The organism is Microbacterium foliorum, from assembly GCF_006385575.1.
Classification (GTDB): domain Bacteria; phylum Actinomycetota; class Actinomycetes; order Actinomycetales; family Microbacteriaceae; genus Microbacterium; species Microbacterium foliorum_B.
In genome coordinates this window covers 950,187-968,050 of sequence record NZ_CP041040.1, presented here as the reverse complement: position 1 = coordinate 968,050, position 17,864 = coordinate 950,187, and the positions used below count along the sequence as shown (strand labels likewise).

At 67.3% G+C, this 17,864-nt stretch carries 20 protein-coding genes; 10 read left to right on the top strand and 10 right to left on the bottom strand.

Going from position 1 to position 17,864, the window contains the following annotated elements:
* Nucleotides 1-71: 71 nt before the first annotated feature.
* From sucD to FIV50_RS04665, 6 genes are all read right to left on the bottom strand, one after another.
* Nucleotides 72-974 (bottom strand): succinate--CoA ligase subunit alpha, encoded by a 903-nt coding sequence (gene sucD / locus FIV50_RS04690; protein ID WP_042539277.1) that lies wholly within the window; start codon nucleotides 972-974, stop codon nucleotides 72-74.
* Nucleotides 975-1,001: 27 nt separating this feature from the next.
* Nucleotides 1,002-2,168, bottom strand: a complete 1,167-nt coding sequence (sucC, locus tag FIV50_RS04685; RefSeq protein WP_140036423.1) for an ADP-forming succinate--CoA ligase subunit beta — start codon at nucleotides 2,166-2,168, stop codon at nucleotides 1,002-1,004.
* 140 nt (nucleotides 2,169-2,308) lie between these two features.
* Nucleotides 2,309-3,709, bottom strand: a complete 1,401-nt coding sequence (locus FIV50_RS04680) for a hypothetical protein (RefSeq protein WP_140036422.1) — start codon at nucleotides 3,707-3,709, stop codon at nucleotides 2,309-2,311.
* A gap of 7 nt (nucleotides 3,710-3,716) precedes the next feature.
* Entirely contained in the window at nucleotides 3,717-4,850 is a 1,134-nt protein-coding gene (locus FIV50_RS04675) for a S8 family peptidase (protein WP_181164336.1), read from the bottom strand.
* Between the two features lie 77 nt (nucleotides 4,851-4,927).
* Nucleotides 4,928-5,350 carry a hypothetical protein gene (locus FIV50_RS04670; protein ID WP_140036420.1) on the bottom strand — a complete coding sequence of 141 codons (423 nt, stop codon included), beginning with the start codon at nucleotides 5,348-5,350 and terminating at the stop codon, nucleotides 4,928-4,930.
* 14 nt (nucleotides 5,351-5,364) lie between these two features.
* Nucleotides 5,365-5,829, bottom strand: a complete 465-nt coding sequence (locus FIV50_RS04665; protein WP_140036419.1) for a S8 family serine peptidase — start codon at nucleotides 5,827-5,829, stop codon at nucleotides 5,365-5,367.
* A 22-nt stretch (nucleotides 5,830-5,851) separates the two neighbouring features.
* Here FIV50_RS04665 and FIV50_RS04660 point away from each other — a divergent pair, with 22 nt between their 5' ends.
* From FIV50_RS04660 to FIV50_RS04630, 7 genes are all read left to right on the top strand, one after another.
* Nucleotides 5,852-6,514, top strand: coding sequence for a TetR/AcrR family transcriptional regulator (locus tag FIV50_RS04660; RefSeq protein ID WP_140036418.1), 663 nt, complete (start codon nucleotides 5,852-5,854; stop codon nucleotides 6,512-6,514).
* Nucleotides 6,515-6,564: 50 nt separating this feature from the next.
* Entirely contained in the window at nucleotides 6,565-6,891 is a 327-nt protein-coding gene (locus FIV50_RS04655; RefSeq protein ID WP_140036417.1) for a WXG100 family type VII secretion target, read from the top strand.
* Complete coding sequence (locus FIV50_RS04650) at nucleotides 6,888-7,406, top strand: hypothetical protein (RefSeq protein WP_181164334.1); 519 nt, start codon at nucleotides 6,888-6,890, stop codon at nucleotides 7,404-7,406. The genes FIV50_RS04655 and FIV50_RS04650 overlap by 4 nt, the downstream gene beginning before the upstream one ends.
* Nucleotides 7,407-7,428: 22 nt before the next feature.
* Complete coding sequence (locus FIV50_RS04645) at nucleotides 7,429-7,752, top strand: hypothetical protein (RefSeq protein WP_140036415.1); 324 nt, start codon at nucleotides 7,429-7,431, stop codon at nucleotides 7,750-7,752.
* Nucleotides 7,749-8,543, top strand: a complete 795-nt coding sequence (locus FIV50_RS04640; RefSeq protein WP_140036414.1) for a hypothetical protein — start codon at nucleotides 7,749-7,751, stop codon at nucleotides 8,541-8,543. Before FIV50_RS04645 ends, FIV50_RS04640 begins: the two co-directional genes overlap by 4 nt.
* A 94-nt stretch (nucleotides 8,544-8,637) precedes the next feature.
* Nucleotides 8,638-9,225 carry a hypothetical protein gene (locus FIV50_RS04635; RefSeq protein WP_140036413.1) on the top strand — a complete coding sequence of 196 codons (588 nt, stop codon included), beginning with the start codon at nucleotides 8,638-8,640 and terminating at the stop codon, nucleotides 9,223-9,225.
* Nucleotides 9,226-9,319: 94 nt separating this feature from the next.
* Entirely contained in the window at nucleotides 9,320-10,555 is a 1,236-nt protein-coding gene (locus FIV50_RS04630) for an acyl-CoA dehydrogenase family protein (RefSeq protein ID WP_140036412.1), read from the top strand.
* A 25-nt stretch (nucleotides 10,556-10,580) separates the two neighbouring features.
* On the opposite strand, the gene FIV50_RS04625 is transcribed toward FIV50_RS04630, so the two are convergent.
* The gene (locus FIV50_RS04625) at nucleotides 10,581-11,465 is read right to left on the bottom strand and encodes a helix-turn-helix transcriptional regulator (RefSeq protein ID WP_140036411.1); all 885 of its coding nucleotides are present in this window, start codon (nucleotides 11,463-11,465) and stop codon (nucleotides 10,581-10,583) included.
* Between the two features lie 123 nt (nucleotides 11,466-11,588).
* Here FIV50_RS04625 and FIV50_RS04620 point away from each other — a divergent pair, with 123 nt between their 5' ends.
* Nucleotides 11,589-12,533, top strand: coding sequence for an SDR family oxidoreductase (locus tag FIV50_RS04620; RefSeq protein ID WP_140036410.1), 945 nt, complete (start codon nucleotides 11,589-11,591; stop codon nucleotides 12,531-12,533).
* A 9-nt stretch (nucleotides 12,534-12,542) separates the two neighbouring features.
* Here the strand turns inward: FIV50_RS04620 and FIV50_RS04615 are convergent, their stop codons facing one another.
* The gene (locus FIV50_RS04615) at nucleotides 12,543-13,028 is read right to left on the bottom strand and encodes a hypothetical protein (protein WP_140036409.1); all 486 of its coding nucleotides are present in this window, start codon (nucleotides 13,026-13,028) and stop codon (nucleotides 12,543-12,545) included.
* 41 nt (nucleotides 13,029-13,069) lie between these two features.
* On the opposite strand from FIV50_RS04615, the gene FIV50_RS04610 reads away from it, so the two are divergent.
* Complete coding sequence (locus tag FIV50_RS04610; RefSeq protein ID WP_140036408.1) at nucleotides 13,070-14,521, top strand: phytoene desaturase family protein; 1,452 nt, start codon at nucleotides 13,070-13,072, stop codon at nucleotides 14,519-14,521.
* Nucleotides 14,522-14,573: 52 nt separating this feature from the next.
* Complete coding sequence (locus FIV50_RS04605; protein WP_140036407.1) at nucleotides 14,574-15,617, top strand: ATP-dependent DNA ligase; 1,044 nt, start codon at nucleotides 14,574-14,576, stop codon at nucleotides 15,615-15,617.
* A 3-nt stretch (nucleotides 15,618-15,620) separates the two neighbouring features.
* On the opposite strand, the gene ligD is transcribed toward FIV50_RS04605, so the two are convergent.
* Nucleotides 15,621-16,673, bottom strand: a complete 1,053-nt coding sequence (ligD, locus tag FIV50_RS04600) for a non-homologous end-joining DNA ligase (RefSeq protein WP_140036406.1) — start codon at nucleotides 16,671-16,673, stop codon at nucleotides 15,621-15,623.
* A gap of 40 nt (nucleotides 16,674-16,713) precedes the next feature.
* Entirely contained in the window at nucleotides 16,714-17,853 is a 1,140-nt protein-coding gene (locus tag FIV50_RS04595) for an SseB family protein (protein WP_140036405.1), read from the bottom strand.
* Between the last annotated feature and the right edge of the window lie 11 nt (nucleotides 17,854-17,864).

Here is a 17,864-nt window from a genome sequence, read left to right as displayed (position 1 = left end):
CTTGCCATGCTGAGCGGGAACAAAGAAAGGCCCCGGAGTGGAGTCCGGGGCCTTCCTGTCCAGTCTAGCTCTTAGAGCGACTCGACGATCTCACGCATGAGAGCGGCGGTCTCGGACGGCGTTTTGCCGACCTTGACACCGGCGGCCTCGAGGGCCTCCTTCTTCGCCTGAGCGGTGCCTGCCGAGCCGGAGACGATGGCGCCCGCGTGGCCCATGGTCTTGCCCTCGGGAGCAGTGAAGCCCGCGACGTAGCCGACGACCGGCTTGGTGACGTGCGCCTTGATGTACTCGGCCGCACGCTCTTCGGCGTCGCCGCCGATCTCGCCGATCATCACGATCGCCTTGGTCTCGGGGTCGGCTTCGAACGCAGCCAGCGCGTCGATGTGCGTCGTGCCGATGACCGGGTCGCCGCCGATGCCGATGGCGGTCGAGAAGCCCAGGTCGCGCAGCTCGAACATCATCTGGTAGGTCAGGGTGCCCGACTTCGACACGAGACCGATCGGGCCCTTGCCGGTGATGTTCGCGGGCGTGATGCCGACGAGCGCCTCACCAGGGGTGATGATGCCGGGGCAGTTCGGTCCGATGATGCGGGTCGTGTTGCCCTTGCTCTGCGCGTAGGCCCAGGCCTCGGCCGAGTCGCCCACGGGGACGCCCTCGGTGATCACGACGAGCAGCGGGATCTCGGCATCGATGGCCTCGATCATCGCGTCCTTCGTGAACGCACCCGGCACGAAGGCGATCGACACGTCCGCGCCGGTCTCCTTCATGGCCTCGGCCACGGAGGCGAAGACGGGGAGCTCGACGGCGTTGCCGTCCTTGTCGGTGTGCGAGACCGTGGTGCCGGCCTTGCGGGCGTTCACGCCACCGACGACCTGGGTGCCGGCCTTCAGCATGAGCGCCGTGTGCTTGGTGCCCTCGCCGCCGGTGATGCCCTGGACGATGACCTTGGAATCCTTGTTGAGGTAGATCGACATTTCTTTAGTCCTTGTGTCTCTCTGCGATCAGGCGTTGGCGAGTGCGGCGGCCTTGTCGGCGCCCTCGTCCATGGTGCTGGCGAGTGTGACGAGCGGGTGCGCGTACTCGGCGAGGATCGCGCGACCCTCGTCGACGCGGTTGCCGTCGAGGCGCACGACGAGCGGCTTGGAGGCTGCGCTGCCGAGGGTCTCGAGAGCGCCCTTGATGCCGTTCGCGACGGCGTCGCACGCCGTGATGCCGCCGAAGACGTTCACGAACACGCTCTTGACCTGCGGGTCGCCGAGGATGACGTCGAGGCCTGCGGCCATGACCTCAGCCGACGCTCCGCCGCCGATGTCGAGGAAGTTGGCGGGCTTGACGCCGTTGTGGTTCTCACCGGCGTAGGCGACGACGTCGAGCGTCGACATGACGAGCCCTGCACCGTTGCCGATGATTCCGACCTCGCCGTCGAGCTTCACGTAGTTCAGACCGCTCTTCTTGGCCTTGGCCTCGAGCGGGTCGGCTGCGTCCTTGTCTTCGAGCGCTTCATGCTCGGGGTGACGGATCTCGGAGGCGTTGTCGTCGAGCGTGACCTTGCCGTCGAGAGCGATGATGTCGCCCTCTTCGGTGCGGACCAGCGGGTTGACCTCGACGAGCGTCGCGTCCTCACCCTTGTAGACGTCGAAGAGCTTGACGAAGACGTCGGAGACCTTCTCGATGAGGTCTTCGGGGAAGTTGGCGGCGCGGGCGATCTCGACGGCCTTCGCCTTGTCGATGCCGGTCAGCGGGTTGACCTCGACGCGAGCGAGTGCCTCGGGACGCTCGACCGCGAGCTCCTCGATCTCCATGCCGCCCTCGACCGAGCAGAGGCTCAGGTAGGAGCGGTTGGCACGGTCGAGCAGCACGGAGAAGTAGAACTCCTCGGCGATGCGCGCACCCTGCGCGACCATGACGCGCTTGACGACGTGGCCCTTGATGTCGAGACCGAGGATGGCTTTGGCCGCCTCGTATGCCTCTTCGGGGGTCTTCGCGACCTTGACGCCGCCGGCCTTGCCACGACCACCGGTCTTGACCTGGGCCTTGACGACGACGACTCCGCCGATCTTCTCAGCGGCTGCCTTCACCTCCTCAGGGGTGTCGGCGACGATGCCGGCGAGAACCGGCACTCCGTACTTTTCGAAAACGTCTCGTGCCTGGTACTCGTACAGATCCACTGTGGTTCCTTCACTGGGCTGCTGTCTGGTAATTCTCTCGATGTCGAGACATCGACCAGTTGCCCAGCCTACTACCTCGAACTGAACGCTCCCGGCGGCCAAAGGGCCGCCGGGAGCGCATACCGGTATGGAGATCGGGTTCAGCGAAGCGTGTCGCGACTGCCCGCCTGGGCGGAACGCGAGCGGGGCCCTGTCTCCTCGTCGTCTTCGAGCTTGGGGGCGATCGGTCCGCCGAGACCGGAGCGTTCGCGCCGCTTATCGTCGTCGCCGGATGCTCCGCCCATCATGCCGGGGGCCATCGAACGGCCACCCGCGCCGGCGGCCGATCCACCGGCAGCGCCGGACGCCGAGCCGGAAGCGGACCCTGCCGCCCCGAAGCCTCCTGGGACGGTCGAGCCGTTCATGCCGAGCAGTCCACGTCCGGCAGTCGCCGCACCTGCACCTGCACCGCTTCCACCGCCGCCGAACAGACTCGCGCCGCTCGTGCCGCTGAGAGACGCCGAGCGTGCGCCCATCAGAGCCGCGGCTCCCGCACCGCCCACGACCGCTGCGCCGAGCGTGCCCGAGCCACCGGATCCACCGCTGAGCAGACCTCCGCCACCGCCGCTGCCGCCGCCGGGGTATCCGGGCAGGGTGCCGCCGATCGGCGAGTCGACGCTGGGGTCACCTGCGCCGCCGCTTCCGGATCCGCCTGTGCCGCCGTTGCCCCAGCCGGTGTCACCACCGTTGCCGCCGTTGCCCCATTCGTTGTCACCCACTGAGCCGCCGTTGCCGCCGTTGCCGAAGTCGTTGTCACCCACTGAGCCGTCGTTGCCACCGCCTGAGCCGCCATTGCCGCCGCCCGAGCCGCCATCGCCTCCGGGCACCCACCCGCCGCCAGGCTGCGGGGTCCAGGTACCGACGCCGGTGCCGCCCTGCGGCGCGCTGCCGCCCGCCGACGGTCCATTGCTGCCGACCGGAGGGACGCGCGAGTCGATGCCGTCGACGTCGATCACGGGGAGCGGGACCGAGGTGGTGTCGGCGTTGTCACGCGCGGGCTCGTCCCTGAACTGGGTCGCCGCGTGACCTGAGAGCGTGGACCGAATCCTCGTCAGCTCCTTCATCGCCGCGTTTTCGCGCTCGGCGGCAAGCTTCGCTTCCTCCTGAGCCACCAGCTCACCCGTGTCGAGGCCGCCCCACCCGTCTGTTATTCCAGAGAGGCTTCGGCCGGCGTCGGCCAGGATGCCCTCGGCAGATGCGGAGGGCAATGCCGAGAGAGCATCGGATGCTGCATTCCTGGTCAGGGACGAAGCACCGCCGAGCTTGATCTGCATCGCCGCTAGTTCTGCCTGGATGCGGTTGGCGTTGCCTTCCATGCGATCGAGGAGATTCTGCGCGTCGCCCTCCGAGTCACCACTCCAGCCCGGAATCTCGCGAACCGCCTTGATCGCCTTACGGAGTTCGATGACAGCGCTCACACGATCGCTCAATCGCGGATCGGAGAATGAGGGCATGCTCGTCAGAGCACGCAGCTCGTCCTCGAACATCGTCGGTGTACACACGTTTGGGTTATACATCTTCGCGCCCTCCACTCTTTCTGCGACTTACTGCCACGATCACGATCGCGGCCACGACGACTGCTCCGCCGCCCACGAGAATCCAGGGGAGCACAGCCGGCGCTCCGTCTCCATCCGGCTCCGGGCCATCAGTAGATGAAGGGTCCGTCGGTGCGTAGACCTCGTCGAACGTCGGGACCTGCCCGTCTGTGAACAGCGGGTTCTCGTCCGCGTACTGCGATGGATCCTCCTCCACCAGGCGAGTCGCGTTGACGATCCCATGGCCGAACCTGTTCGACCACTCGAGCTCGTGCGGAGTCGACCCGGTGTTGCGAATCAGCGACTGCAGCAGCTGCGAGGCTGTGGCGTCGGGCCACTTCTGCACTCCGAGGGCGAGCACCCCAGCGACGATCGGGGTGGCGGCGGAACTGCCCGACCACGCGGACATACCCCACGTGCCGTCCCAGCCTAGGCCCGCGACATCGACGCCGGGAGCGACCACATCGACATCGTCGTTGGCCATGTCAGATCCATCGCGCTTTTTGGCCGCCTGGGCCATGGCGTCGACCGCTGCCACATTCACGACGCCATTGATGTCGCCGAGCTCGTTCTCCCACACGGAATCGGCGTTCGGAAGGCTGGCCACGACCAGAACTCCCGCTCGGAGCGCGTCCGCGACTGCGGCGGCAGCGGGCTGCGAAAGCTCGTCGTCCAGACGCCGGTATCCCCCCGACATCGACACGATGTCGGCGCCCTGCGCGACCGCGTCCGCGAGGGCAACGGGGAAGGCATCGACATCACAGTCGGTCTGCAGTGCACCGTAGTAGAGGATCCTCGCATCCGGAGCGATCCCCACCGGGCCGGAGCCGTTGTCCGACGTCCCGTTACCCACGATCAATGAAGTGACCGACGTGCCGTGCTGCAGCGCCGCGAACGCCGTTGGGGCAGGAGCTGTCGGGTCTGGGCACTGCGCGAGATCGCGCACTTCGATGTCCGCACCCTGCAGGTTCGAGATCTCTGGGTACATCCCCCCATCGAACACCGCGATAGTCACACCTTCTCCGGTGGTTCCTGCGTCGTGGATCGCGGAGATCTTCGTCGCGTCGACGTACCACAGCGGACCTCCCGACGAGAAGTCTTGAGCCACAGCCGTTCCAGGCGCAACAGCACCCGCGACGACGAACGCCATCACGAGGGCGGCTGCACTCCACCGACGCCGCAGCATCAGTAGCTGACCGAACCGCTGTCGTCGTCCTCCGCGGTTCCCGTCGAGGACGACGAGCCGCTCGCTACCGGCGATTCCGTGGCGCTCTGGAGCTGAGCCGATGAGACGAGCGTCGGGTCGTCCACCACCTGCGCGATCTGAGCCAGGGCAGCCGAGAGGCTCTCCTCGGACTCCTGCTTCTGATCGACCACAGCCTTGAGTGCGTCGCGGAAAGCCGCCGTGTCTGCGCTGAGCTCGGCGATCATCCTCTCCAGACCCGCTGTGTAGTCCGATGCGGAGTTGAGGTACGTCGAGGTCGTATTCGTCCGCAGGCCGTCGATCTCCGTGCCACGCGACCCCACTCCGGCCGCTTCGATACTCTTGACGAGCGTGTGGATGTTCTCGAGCATCTGCTCGAAGTCAGCACCGATCTGCGCTGCCATGATCTTCCCCTCCGTCAGGGACGCCAACGCGCCCCGCCCTCCGACGACCCATGGTAGTCGACGCTGTCGACAGCGCTCAGAAACGCGTTGCCGCGATCGGAGTGTGCTCTTCTCCCGGCGGCGACAACCGGCGTCGCCGCGGAGCTTCCCGACCAGGCAGACATGCCCGATGTCCCGTCCCAGCCCCGGCCTGCGAGTTCGATGCCGGGCGCGACGACATCGACGTCATCGTTGATCATTTCGCCCCCGGCCTTGTTCTTCGCCGGCTGGGCCGACGCATCGACCGACGCGACGTTCACCACGCCGTTGGTGGTCATCAGCTCCGGGATGGTCGACGAGTCGCCGTTCGGGAGGGCAGTGACGAGAAGCACACCGGCCCGCAGAGCTGCGGTCACACTCTCGACCGTGGGCTCCGACAGCTCATCGGCCAGTCTGGACACAGCGCCGGACATCGTGACGACGCCGGCGCGCGCATCCATAGCCGAGGTCTAGGCTCGTCCCATGCACGAATCCGCAGAACTGCGCACCGGCGTCGTGGCCGCTGCACTCGAGCTCTTCGCATCACAGGGTTTCGATCAGACCTCCGTCGAGCAGATCGCGAAGGCCGCAGGAGTCTCGCGTTCGACGTTCTTCCGCCAGTTCGGCGGCAAAGAGGATGTCGTCTTCGCAGACCACGAGGTGCTGCTCGAGCAGCTGCGGACGTTCCTCGCCGAGGGACACGACGACCCCTGGGGCGCAGTGTGCGCGGCATCCGAGTCGGTCTTCGCCCACTTCGCGCACGACCCGGAACTCGCGCGTCGGCGCTACCAGATCGTGCGTCAGGTGCCGGTGCTCCGTGAGCGCGAGATCATCACGGTGTTCCGCTACGAGCGGCTGTTCGACGACTACCTGCGCAGCTCGCTTCCCGGCATCGACCCTCTGGATGCCGTCGGGTTCTCGGCCCTCGTCACCGCGGTGCACAACCATGTGCTGCGGCAGCTGCTGCGCGGCAAGAAGAAGGTGCCGCTCTCGACACTGCAGACGGCCCTCGCCGACGTGCGCCGCCGTTACGGCGTGCCCTCGGAAGCGGTCGCCGAGGCGCCGGACGACGTCGTCGTCGCGGTGTTCCCCCGTTCGATGCCGATCGCCGAGGTCACCCGGCGCCTGCGCACGCAGCTCGACTGAGTAGCGGGGCATCGCTCCACTGAGCCGTTCTCCGATACTCCGGTGAACACATGCGTTCTCCTCCGTGCAGCGGCTACGCTGGCGTCATGACACCCGTCAGAGCGTACGATCCGAGCCGGATATCGACCGCCGGTATGGTCATCGCCCAGGCCCACGACGACATCGCCGAAGCCCTAGCGCATCTCGATGCCGAGGTGAGCACGTTGCGATCGGGATGGAACGGTGAGGCGACCGATGCCTATTCCCGCGCGCAGGCCCTGTGGACGACGCGGCTGGCGGAGATGAACCGCATCCTCGAGCTCGCGAGCACCGCCGCGGGCAACAGCGCCGCGCGATACTCTCGCGGCCGCGCGAAGATTGCGGCCCGCTGGTCATGACCATGCCCGAGAGGGAACCGGTGATCGACCGGCTGGGTGGGCTGCTGAAACGTACTGCAGCTCTGCAGGGCGATATACGCCGACGAACCCGGATGATCTCAGAGGAATTTTCCGATTTCGATACGCACGGGTCATCGCATGCGGCAGTCGAACTGGATGCGCGAGGCTTCGTCACGGGGTTCCAGTTCTCAGGCGCGAAAAGTGAGCGCTCACCGGAAGAGTATTTGGGCGCCATCAACGCAGCTTTCCAGCTCGCGCACGCGCGGGTCGAGTTACCGCCCCAGGCCGTGAGCGCGAGTCTCTCCGCCCTCGTCGCGGGTGGCGAACCGCCGTCCGTGACGATCGAAGACGACCTGCGGCAGCTCTCGGTCACGGCGTCGTTCGGGACTGTGCGCCAGATCACTGCGACCGATCGGTGGCTGAAATCGCTCTCCGATGATGCGATCGCTGCGGAGATCCTTCGCCTTGCACAGCACGCCGCCGTGGCTTCCGACACGTACGAACGCTTCACCTGATCGATCGACTTGGGGGGGCCCAATGCCTGAATACGATGAACAAGCGCTTCGCGGCGACGCGAACAACTCATGGCAACCCTGGAGCCTGAGGCTCCAGGGTTGGGTGCAAGAGATCGACGCCCTCGAGCTCGACCTGCCGACGTTCTCCATCGTCTCCGGTGCGGACAGGCTCCACGCCGCGGTCACGTCTCAATTGAGCAGTATTCGTGACTACGTGCACGACGGCGAGGAAGTCTTCGAAGGTATCGCTCGCGCGCTGCTCGACAACGCAATTGAATACATGGAGATGGAAGACTACTCACAAGAGGAGATCCGCCGGGTTGAGACCGAGATGGACTCGCTGTGAGCTACGTCGATGATCTGCGAGAGACGATGCTCGATCAGTTGGACGAGGCAGAGGAGTGCGTGCGGCAGGCGATGCGGGTCGCCCCTGATCTAATCCGCGTTGCCGTCGAGGTTTTCATCAACACCCGATTGGGTACCGTCGCACCAGCGATTCCCGACGTATTGATCGATTGGCTGGTCGAGCAGCTCACAACAATGGTGCTCGCCGTCCTTGAGCAGTGTCTCGAGTACATCGACGTTCTCCGCGAGATGACGCAGTTTCTCGGCAGCCCCGATGAGCTTCGCTCGGCCGCCGCCGCGCTCGATGGGATCGGTGACGCGGTTGCCCATCTGAAGATCAGCGCCGACGACCTCGAAGGTTATATGACCTGGGATGATCTGCCGGCGAGTCGCGCGTACGAAGTCGCGATCAGCGAGCAACCAGACAATCTCGCACGCGTGGAGTCAGCCATGACGGTTTTCGAGGATGTGCTGAGAACCCATGCCGACGACATCGAGAACTACTACGTACAGCTCACACTCCTATGCGGGGGAGCCACAGCAGCGATCTTCGGTGTCGTTGGAGCGATCTTCAGCTTGGTCGCGGCGGTGGCCGCATCGGGCCCCGCTGCGATCGCTGGGGTGTGGGGAGCCGTCATCTCGTTCCTCATCACTCTCGGCGGCGTCGCTACTGCTGCGATCAGCACAATGCAGATCTTGATCACCTCGACTCAAAGCACCGAGAACAAGATCAATGCAGTCGACTTTACGGTTATTCGTTGGGAAGGACCGAGGTTTGCGCAGATCCAGTAGGCACCTCAGCGCAGGAATCGTGCTCATCACTTTGGTGATGGCAGCGACAAGCTGTTCGGCGCCGACCCCTGATCGACGCGACCCCACTGGGGTTGTGAAGGACTATCTCACGGCGATCTCGGAGGGTGACGCCACCAGGGCGTCTGAGCTCGATCAGCACGCGATCGAGGTGGAGACGACGAACAAGCCGATTGCGGAGTACGGGGACTTCCACACGCTTCGCACGGACGCGGTGCTCCTCGCCGCAGAGCGCATCGAGGACGTCGTCATCGACAGTAAAACGCGAACGATCGATGGCGATGAGAATCATCGATCAGTCGCCTTCACATACGACCTCGATGAACAGCCCAACGAAGCCAGCCTCGAGGTCATGTGGAACGAGCAGACCTCGGAATGGGAACTGGAGACATCCTTCACCCTGCTGCTGTTCATCGACGCCAAAGCGTCCACCACCCGCATCGAGGCGGCCCCGTTCCGCATCGGCGGTGACGTGCACGTCGAAGCGACGGATCCCGAGCTCGCACCGCTCGCCTATCTCGTTTATCCGGGGGGCTACACGATCGTCGGCGCGTTCCCCGAAGAGCTCCTCTCCCCCGGGGAGGATCTCACCCGGACACTCGTCGCTGACTATCCTGGCGACGCGTCGACGACGTTCGCCGTGACGCGACTCCCTTCCGAATAGCACTGGCGTGCGCTTCCGGACTCAGATCGCCGCATCCGGAGTCGTGGAACCGAGTATCGAGGAGTACGATACTTGGTGTCACGAAGGAGTCACCATGAGCACCGCAGCCTCCCCCCTGCCCGGCGAGCGCGTCTCGTCGTACGACATCACCGGGCGACAGGACAGCGACTACTACGCCGTCTTCGCCGGCATCCCCGACGCCGATCGTGCCGCCTGGGATCGCGCGAAGGCGTACATCGACGAGGTCGGACCGCAGATGGCGGATGCCTGGGACCGCGCCGAGTACCCGCTCGACGCCGCCCGCCGCATGGGCGAGATGGACCTGGTCGTCGACGGCATCGAGCATCCGTCGCTCACTCACCTCTCCCCTCTCGCGGCGGGGCTCGTCAACATGGAGATCTCCCGCGGCGATGGGTCTCTCGGCACCGTGCTCGCCGTGCAGGGCGGGCTCGCACTGCGCACTCTCGCGCTCTTCGGTTCACCCGAGCAGCAGGAGAAGTGGCTGACGGCGCTCGCCGACAGCTCAGTCTTCGGCTCCTTCGCCCTCACCGAACCCGACCACGGGTCGGACTCCGTCTCGCTCGAGACCGTCGCACGCCGCGATGGCGACGAATGGGTCATCCGCGGAACGAAGAAGTGGATCGGCAACGGCGCCTCGGGCGGCATCACGTTCGTGTGGGCCCGTGTCGATGACGAGACCGCGGCCGAGCACGGTGCCGTGCGGTGCTTCCTCGTCGAACAGGACACCCCCGGATACACCGGGACCCCGATCCGCGGCAAGGCATCGCTCCGAGCCATCCACCAGGCGCACATCGTGCTCGACGACGTGCGGGTGCCGCTGGACTCCGTGCTGCCGGGGACGAAGAGCTTCAAGGACGCCTCGATCGTGCTCTACGCGACCCGTTCGGGCGTCGCCTGGTCGGCGCTCGGTCATGCGACCGCCTGCTACGAGGCCGCGCTCGCCTACTCGACGCAGCGCATCCAATTCGGCAAGCCGCTGGCCAAGTTCCAGATGGTGCAGGAGCGACTCACCCACATGCTCGAGGACCTCACCGCGATGCAGCTCTACTGCCGCCGCCTGGCCGACCTCGAGACGGCCGGCGAACTCCGCCCCACGCAGGCGTCACTGGCGAAGTTCCACAACACGCGCGCGGCACGGCGCGTGGCGTCCATCGCCCGCGATCTGCTCGGCGGCAACGGCATCCTGCTCGAGAACGGCGTGATGCAGCACATGGCCGACATCGAGGCGATCCACACCTACGAGGGCACCGAGAGCGTGCAGGCCCTGCTGCTCGGCCGTGACATCACCGGGATGAGCGCCTTCGCCTGATCCGGCGGTCGGCGCCTGTCGCGGGTCAGCCGTCGGTCTTGCCGCCTGAAGTGGTCGGCGCGGGATCGCCGACGAATCTCTGACCACCGATCACCGAGAGAAGCCGCAGCTTCTCGTGGCTCTCGCTGCCCGGCGCCGCGGTGTAGACCAGCAGGGAGTGCGACTGCTCAGGATCGACGAGCGTCTGGCACGTGAGCTCGAGACGCCCGAGCTCGGGATGTATGAAGCGCTTGGTCGCGCCGGGGCGAAGGCCTACCTCGTGCTTCTTCCAGATGCGTCGGAACTCCTCGCTCCGGTCCGTCAGGAGCTCGACATAACGCGCCGCCCGAGACCCAGGGCCCCGACGAGCGGCGATCTCACGCAGCCCCGACACCCACAGCCGGGAGAGGAACGGATGATCCTCCGGGTCGTAGATCAGCCGGGCGGAGGGGTCGGTGAACCATCGATATCCGATGCTGCGCGAAGGGCCACGGAGACCGACGAGATCCCCCACCAGGGCACTGCCCAACGGGCTCTGACGCAGAGTCTCGCCGAGTTCGGTGACCACCTCGGCGGGAGTGTCATACAGTCGATCGAAGATCCGCAGCATTCCCGGACTCACATGGTCGCTCTCGGCGCCCCGCGCCGGTGGCGTGTGACCGGCGAGGGCGAAGAGATGGTCTCGCTCTGCCAGCGAGAGGTGCAGTCCCTGGGCGATCGCCGCCACCATCTGGTCGGAGGGCTGGGGCCCGCGTTCCTGTTCGAGCCGCGCGTAGTAGTCGGTCGACATGTGGCACAGCGAAGCCGCTTCCTCTCTTCGCAGGCCGTCGGTGCGTCGCCGCTCTCCGCGGGCGAGCCCGACATCCTCGGGTTGCAGCGCCTCGCGCCTCGTTCTCAAGAACTCCGCGAGCCCCCGTCGGTCCACCGCCATGCGCTTCTCCCGCCGTCGTCTCTGTTCTACCAGCCGACTCCCGCGCGATCCACGGATCGACGATCCCTGGTTCGCGCGGCGGACACGGGAGAGCATCGGAGCCGACGAGGAAGAAGAGAGAACATGCCGCGGAAGAACGCAGAACAGACCATCCCGCCGTTCCACGGTGCGCGCGCCGTTATCACCGGAGCAAGCGACGGAATCGGGATGGGCATCGCCACGCGTCTCGCCGCCGCGGGCGCGGAGGTCGTCATGCCCGTCCGCAATCGGACCAAGGGCGAGGCGGCGATCGCTCGCATCCGTGAGACGACTCCGCAGGCACGCATCTCGCTGCGGGATCTCGATCTCTCGTCGCTCGACTCGGTCGCCGCATTCGCATCGACGCTGCAAGACGACGGAGAGCCGATCAGCATCCTCATCAACAACGCCGGAGTGATGACGCCGCCCGACCGCAGCACCACGGCGGACGACTTCGAGCTGCAGTTCGGTGCCAACCATCTGGGGCACTTCGCACTCGTCGGACGGCTGCTCCCCCTGCTCGTGGCCGGTGAAGCCAGGGTCGTGTCGCAGATCAGCGTCGCGGCCGACAGCGGAGGCATCAACTGGGACGACCTGCAGTGGGAGCGCTCGTACAACGGGATGCGCGCCTACAGCCAGTCCAAGATCGCGTTCGGAATGTTCGCGCTCGAACTTCAGCGACGCAGCGAGGCCGAGGGATGGGGCATCACCAGCCTGCTCTCGCACCCGGGGGTCGCACCGACGAACCTGCTGGCCGCGCAGCCGGATCTCGGCCGCGCGACGCAGACGCCAGCGCGCCGCGTCATCGACGCGCTCTCACGCCGAGGTCTGATCGTCGGCACCGCCGAGTCCGCAGGACTTCCCGCGCTCTACGCGGCGACCTCAGCGGATGCCGTCGGCGGAGGGTTCTACGGGCCGTCGGGGATCGGTCACCTCGGCGGCCCGCCCGCGCCCCAGAAGCTCTACTCGCGTCTGCGGGACGATGCGTCGGCCCGGAGGATCTGGGACGTGTCCGAGAAGCTCACCGGGGTGCCTTTCGAGACGCGGTGACCGCGGGCGTCAGTCGCAGCCGCAACCGCCGGCGGGCGTCTTCACCATGAAGCACACGTCGCACACGCCGTAGTCGCGCTCGCTCGTCTTCGTCGCACGCTCGGCCTTCGGCGCCGCCGCGACTCGAGGAGTCGTGGTGCGCTTCGCCTTGACCGGAGCGATGGGTCGGAACTCGCTCGGGTGCGTCACGAAGAAGTACGGAGCACGGCCCTCGCTGGGTCGCAGACGCAGGGGTGTGGAGCCGACGACGACGACCTCATCTTCGGCGAAGCCGTTGGTGTAGGTCTTGCCGATGTGCAGCGAGGCGCCCTCACCGCGGCGGATCGCCTCGATGTAGCGGCCTCGGTCGATGTAGGACGAGATGCCGACGGCATCCGTGATCGCCGCGATGAACTCATGGTTCTCTTCGGCGATGCGGTGCGCTCGGAGCGCCTCCGCGAGGGTTCGGTACGGACGGGAGTTGCCTGTGGGGGTCGGGCCCTGAACTTCATTCATTTCCTCAAGGATCTCACGCCCGGGCATGGAAGACTGGCCGAATGGCACGCGCGACGATCATCGGCTCCGGACCGAACGGCCTGGCGGCGGCCGTGACCCTCGCCCGAGCGGGCTACGAGGTGCGCGTCCTCGAGGCGGCGGACACCATCGGCGGCGGAGTCCGCACCGCCGAGTCGACCCTCTCCGGCTTCCGCCATGATGTCTGTGCCGCGGTGCATCCGGCCGCGCTCTCGTCGTCGTTCTTCCAGGCGTTCGGCCTCGCCGACCGGATCGACTGGATTCTGCCCGACGTCTCCTACGCGCACCCGCTCGACGGAGGCAGAGCCGGCATCGCCTGGCGCGACATCGAGCGCACCGCAGCGGGGCTCGGCGCCGACGAGCGCGCCTGGCTGTCGCTTCTGCGCCCGCTCAGCACCCATGTCGAGGGTGTCGTCGACTTCACCGGAAATCAGATGCTCCGGATTCCCCGCGAGCCGATCACAGCTCTCCGGTTCGCGCTGCGGATGCTCGAGCAGGGCACGCCCCTGGCCCGGCGCACCTTCCGCACCGAAGAGGCCGCGGGCCTGGTCGCGGGCGTTCTGGCGCACGCGAACACTCCCCTCCCCTCCCTCGCCGGCGCCGCCGCCGGGCTGCTGCTGGCCGCGCAGGCGCACGCCGGAGGGTGGATGTACCCGCGCGGCGGTGCGCAGAACATCGCCGACAGCATGGTCGCCGACATCGAGGCCCATGGCGGATCCGTCGAATCGGGCGCCCACATCACCGACCTGGCATCGCTCGACTGGGGCGACCCCGCCCGCGGTGATCTGCTGATGCTGAACACGTCGCCCCGGCTCACCCTCACCCACCCCGACATCCCCGCGTCGTACGCGCGGGCGATCCGTGGCTATCGCTACGGGCCTGCTGCCGCGAAGGTCGACTTCGCGCTCGACGGCCCCATCCCGTGGACCAACGCCGAGGTCGGGCAGTCGCCCACCGTGCACATCGGCGGATCGGCGGCCGAGATCTGGGAGAGCGAGAACGCCGTCGCCCGCGGCCGCATCAGCGATCGCCCCTACGTGCTGTCCGTGCAGCCATCGGTCTTCGATCCGAGCCGAGCTCCCGAGGGCAAGGCGGTGCTGTGGGCGTACATCCATGTGCCGCAGGGCTCCGACCTCGACGCCACCGAGCTCATCACCCGTCAGGTCGAACGGTTCGCGCCCGGATTCCGCGACCTCATCCTCGCCCACCACTCCGTGCCCGCGTCGTCGCGCGAGGCGATCAACCCGTCGGAGATCGGCGGCGACATCCTGGGCGGCGCCTTCACCATTCCGCAGGCGCTTCGCAGACCCGTGCTCGGCACCGCCCCCTGGCGCACGCCGATGCACGGCGTGTATCTCGCTTCGGCCTCGACCCCGCCGGGGCCCGGAGTCAACGGCATGGCCGGATGGCACGCCGCCCGGACGGCGCTGAAGGATGCGGGCACCCGCGTCTCGCTCGACGACCTGTTCGGCTGACAGCCCCGAAGTCGCCCTTCTGCCGCGGCGCCGCCGCCGCCAGGATGGACCCATGCGCTACGAGATCCCCTCCCCGATGCTGGCGAAGGCGGCAGCATCCGTCCCTGACCCCGCGAAGTCCACCGGCGGGCTGCTGTTCGAGCCCAAGTGGGACGGATTCCGTGGGCTGATCGCCTGGGATGGCGACAGCGTCGAGATCGGCTCCCGCGGGGCGAAGCCGCTGACCAGGTACTTTCCCGAGCTCGTCGAAGCGATCCCCCGTCTGCTGCCTGGCCCGTGCCTGCTCGACGGCGAGATCGTCGTCGCCACGGGGCCGGCGGGGGCGCAGCGGCTCGACTGGGAGGCTCTGAGCCAGCGCATCCACCCCGCAGCCTCACGAGTCACCAGGCTGGCGGCAGAGACACCGGCGATGTTCATCGCGTTCGACCTGCTGGCGGTCGACGACGAAGACCTGTTGAGCACTCCGTTCGCCGAGCGTCGCGAGCGCCTGGAGACGCTGATGGCCGAGGTCGAGCATCCCCTGCACATCACGCGCACCACCCGCGATCGTGACGCGGCAGTGCGCTGGCTCGCCGAGTTCGAGGGCGCGGGCCTCGACGGGGTGGTCGCCAAGCCGCTCGATCAGCCGTACGCGCCGGGCAAGCGCACCCTCGTCAAGATTAAGCACGCGCGCACGGCCGACGTGGTCGCGCTCGGATACCGCGTGCACAAATCGGGATCGGGGGTCGGGTCGCTGCTCGTCGGCCTCTACGATGCCGATGGCACGCTGCGGCAGGTCGGCGGCGTAGCCGCATGGAGCGATGCACGCCGAAGGGAACTCGTCGAGGAGCTCGCCCCGCTGGTGGAGCGCGACGATGCGGGCGATGCCGTCACCGGAGAGGGTGAGCGCTCGCGCTTCAGCGGATCGAAGGACGTGTCGTTCGTGCGTCTGCGACCCGAGCTCGTGCTCGAGGTCCGCTACGACCAGCTCGAAGGCTCGCGATTCCGGCACACAGTGCAGTTCGAGCGCTGGCGTCCCGACCGGGATGCCCGCTCGTGCACCTACGACCAGCTCGACACGGTGGCCGGATACGACCTGGCCGCCGTCATCGGCTGAGGCTCACCCGTCGATCGGGTCGCCGTTCGCGTCCCAGTTGCCCTCGACTTTTTTGCTCGGCTGCACACGCGGGGGCTCGCCCGGCATCTTCGGGAACTCGGGCGGGAACGACAGCTCCCCCAGACCCGCCCCGAGGTCACGCTGCCACCACTCCAGCAGCGTGTCGATGCGACCGGGCTTGTCTTGCTTGCCCGCCCAGGGATCTCCGACCTCATCGAGTCGTTTCGGAATGCTGCGCACCGTGAACCCGGCGGGGTCGAGGTCGTCGAGTTCGTCCCAGTGCACCGGAGTCGAGACAGTGGCGCCGGGGAGAGCCCGAGGGCTGTAGGCACCGGCCATCGTGCGGTCGCGGTTGGCCTGGTTGAAGTCGATGAAGACCCGCTCCCCTCGTTCCTCCTTCCACCAGCTCATCGTGACCCGCTCGGGCATCCGTCGCTCCAGCTCTCGGCCGGCCGCTATCACGGCGTGCCGCACGTCGAGGAACTCGTGCGTCGCCTCGATCGGTGCGAACACGTGCAGCCCGCGGTTGCCACTGGTCTTCACGAACGCGTCGAGCCCGACCTCGCCGAGCACCTCTCGCAGCGCGTGTGCGGCGGGAATGGCATCGGCGAACCCGGTTCCCGGTTGTGGATCGAGGTCGATCCGCAACTCGACCGGGTTGTCGGGGTCGGAGGCGAGCGACGCCCACGGGTGGAACACGATCGTGTTCATCTGCGCCGCCCAGACGATCGCGCTGGGTCGGTTGAGCACGATCTGCGGATGGCGACGCCCGCTGTTGTAAGTCACCGTGACCGCGTCGACGTAGTCGGGCGTGCCCTTGGGCGGGTTCTTCGAGAAGAAGCCGTCACTGCCGAGCCCGTCACGGAAGCGCTCGAGCGAGACGGGACGGTTGCCGTTCGCCTCGAGGAACGGAGCGCTGACGAGCTGGAAGTACTCCGCGAGCTCGGCCTTCGTGATGCCGTCCTTCGGCCACACCACCCTGTTCGGGCTGGAGAGCACGACCTCGCGCTCCCCATCAGGATCGATGACGGTCAGGGGCACGCGTTCTGAGGCCATGCTCCGACCCTAGGGGGCGGGTGCGACGCGCGGAAGCCCGTCAGTCGTCGATGTCGATCGCCAGGATCAGCACAGAGGTGAGCGCATCGCGCTCGACCACGATGCTCGGCCCGGCCGGGTCGATGATGACACCGGCCATGTCGATGTGGCTCGACAGGATCTTCGCCAGCTGCAGGGGCTCGAACGGCAGCGGTCGGTCGCCGCGACCGAGCGCGAGCACCTCGAGCGGGTGCGAGAACAGCTGCAGGAACCGCTTGCCGTCAGGAGTCTGCGCCTCGGCGATGCCGACCTGTCCTCCGGGGTTGCCCTCGTTGACGGCGACCCACATGCGCTTCGTCGCGAGCGCCTCACCGACCTTCGAGGCGGTGTCCTGCTCCCGCGGGGCGGCGATGAGCGACTTGACGGTCATGTCGACATCCGCCTGCTCGAGGGCCTTCTGCAGCAGTTCGGTCGGGAACACCACCCGGTGCGGGGCCGAGGCGTTGTCGACGATGAGGCCGGCGAAATCACCGGAGACCACCTGCTGCAGAACCGACGTGACGGGTTGGGCGACGGCCGAGGTCGCCGTCGGGTCCTTCTCGAGCTGCACGGAGTCGCGCACGGCGGCCGCCGAGCTGAACGCCAGCATGAACTGCCGCTCGCCATCGCGCACCACCGCGACAGCGAGGGGCTTGCCCTCACTGATCTGCGCACGAGCATCGCCGTTCACCCGGATGTACATGTGGCCCTGCAGCGCCTGGCGGAGAACTCCGAGAAGCTGCTCGTTGGTCGCACCCTGCTCGACCTCTTTGAGCGATTCGCGCAGCAGGACGTTGTCCTTCATGCCCGCGACGGTCTCGGTCTGCTCGGGTGGCAGCGCGGGTGCCAGGGGCAGCTTGCGCTCGGGCTCGACCACGGGCGCAGGTGCCGCGGCCGGTGCCGCGGGAGCCTGTGCGGCGGTCGGTGCGGATGCCGCGGGAGCCGCGTCTGGGTCGGGCAGTTCGACCTCGGGTCCGGCCTGCGCGCCCACACCGCGGAACGCCTGCACGGAGATCCCGATCGTGGGCGTGACCTCGGCGGCTTCGGAGGCTGCCTCCGCCTCCGGAGCGTCGACGGCAGACTCCTCGGTCTCGGTCTCAGTCTCGGTCTGGTCGGCGACGGCGTCGTCAGCGGACTTCTTGCGGCGGGAGAACAGGGCCATATCAGCCAGCC

Bases quoted from the DNA above. Each gene is read 5' to 3' on its own strand.
- FIV50_RS04610 (WP_140036408.1), top strand. From the start codon at position 13,070: ATGGCACGCGCGACGATCATCGGCTCCGGACCGAACGGCCTGGCGGCG.
- FIV50_RS04615 (WP_140036409.1), bottom strand. From the start codon at position 13,028: ATGAATGAAGTTCAGGGCCCGACCCCCACAGGCAACTCCCGTCCGTAC.
- ligD (WP_140036406.1), bottom strand. From the start codon at position 16,673: ATGGCCTCAGAACGCGTGCCCCTGACCGTCATCGATCCTGATGGGGAG.
- FIV50_RS04645 (WP_140036415.1), top strand. From the start codon at position 7,429: ATGCCTGAATACGATGAACAAGCGCTTCGCGGCGACGCGAACAACTCA.
- FIV50_RS04605 (WP_140036407.1), top strand. From the start codon at position 14,574: ATGCGCTACGAGATCCCCTCCCCGATGCTGGCGAAGGCGGCAGCATCC.
- FIV50_RS04660 (WP_140036418.1), top strand. From the start codon at position 5,852: ATGCACGAATCCGCAGAACTGCGCACCGGCGTCGTGGCCGCTGCACTC.
- FIV50_RS04595 (WP_140036405.1), bottom strand. From the start codon at position 17,853: ATGGCCCTGTTCTCCCGCCGCAAGAAGTCCGCTGACGACGCCGTCGCC.
- FIV50_RS04665 (WP_140036419.1), bottom strand. From the start codon at position 5,829: ATGGATGCGCGCGCCGGCGTCGTCACGATGTCCGGCGCTGTGTCCAGA.
- FIV50_RS04655 (WP_140036417.1), top strand. From the start codon at position 6,565: ATGCGTTCTCCTCCGTGCAGCGGCTACGCTGGCGTCATGACACCCGTC.
- FIV50_RS04670 (WP_140036420.1), bottom strand. From the start codon at position 5,350: ATGGCAGCGCAGATCGGTGCTGACTTCGAGCAGATGCTCGAGAACATC.
- sucD (WP_042539277.1), bottom strand. From the start codon at position 974: ATGTCGATCTACCTCAACAAGGATTCCAAGGTCATCGTCCAGGGCATC.
- FIV50_RS04650 (WP_181164334.1), top strand. From the start codon at position 6,888: ATGACCATGCCCGAGAGGGAACCGGTGATCGACCGGCTGGGTGGGCTG.
- FIV50_RS04625 (WP_140036411.1), bottom strand. From the start codon at position 11,465: ATGGCGGTGGACCGACGGGGGCTCGCGGAGTTCTTGAGAACGAGGCGC.
- FIV50_RS04630 (WP_140036412.1), top strand. From the start codon at position 9,320: ATGAGCACCGCAGCCTCCCCCCTGCCCGGCGAGCGCGTCTCGTCGTAC.
- FIV50_RS04620 (WP_140036410.1), top strand. From the start codon at position 11,589: ATGCCGCGGAAGAACGCAGAACAGACCATCCCGCCGTTCCACGGTGCG.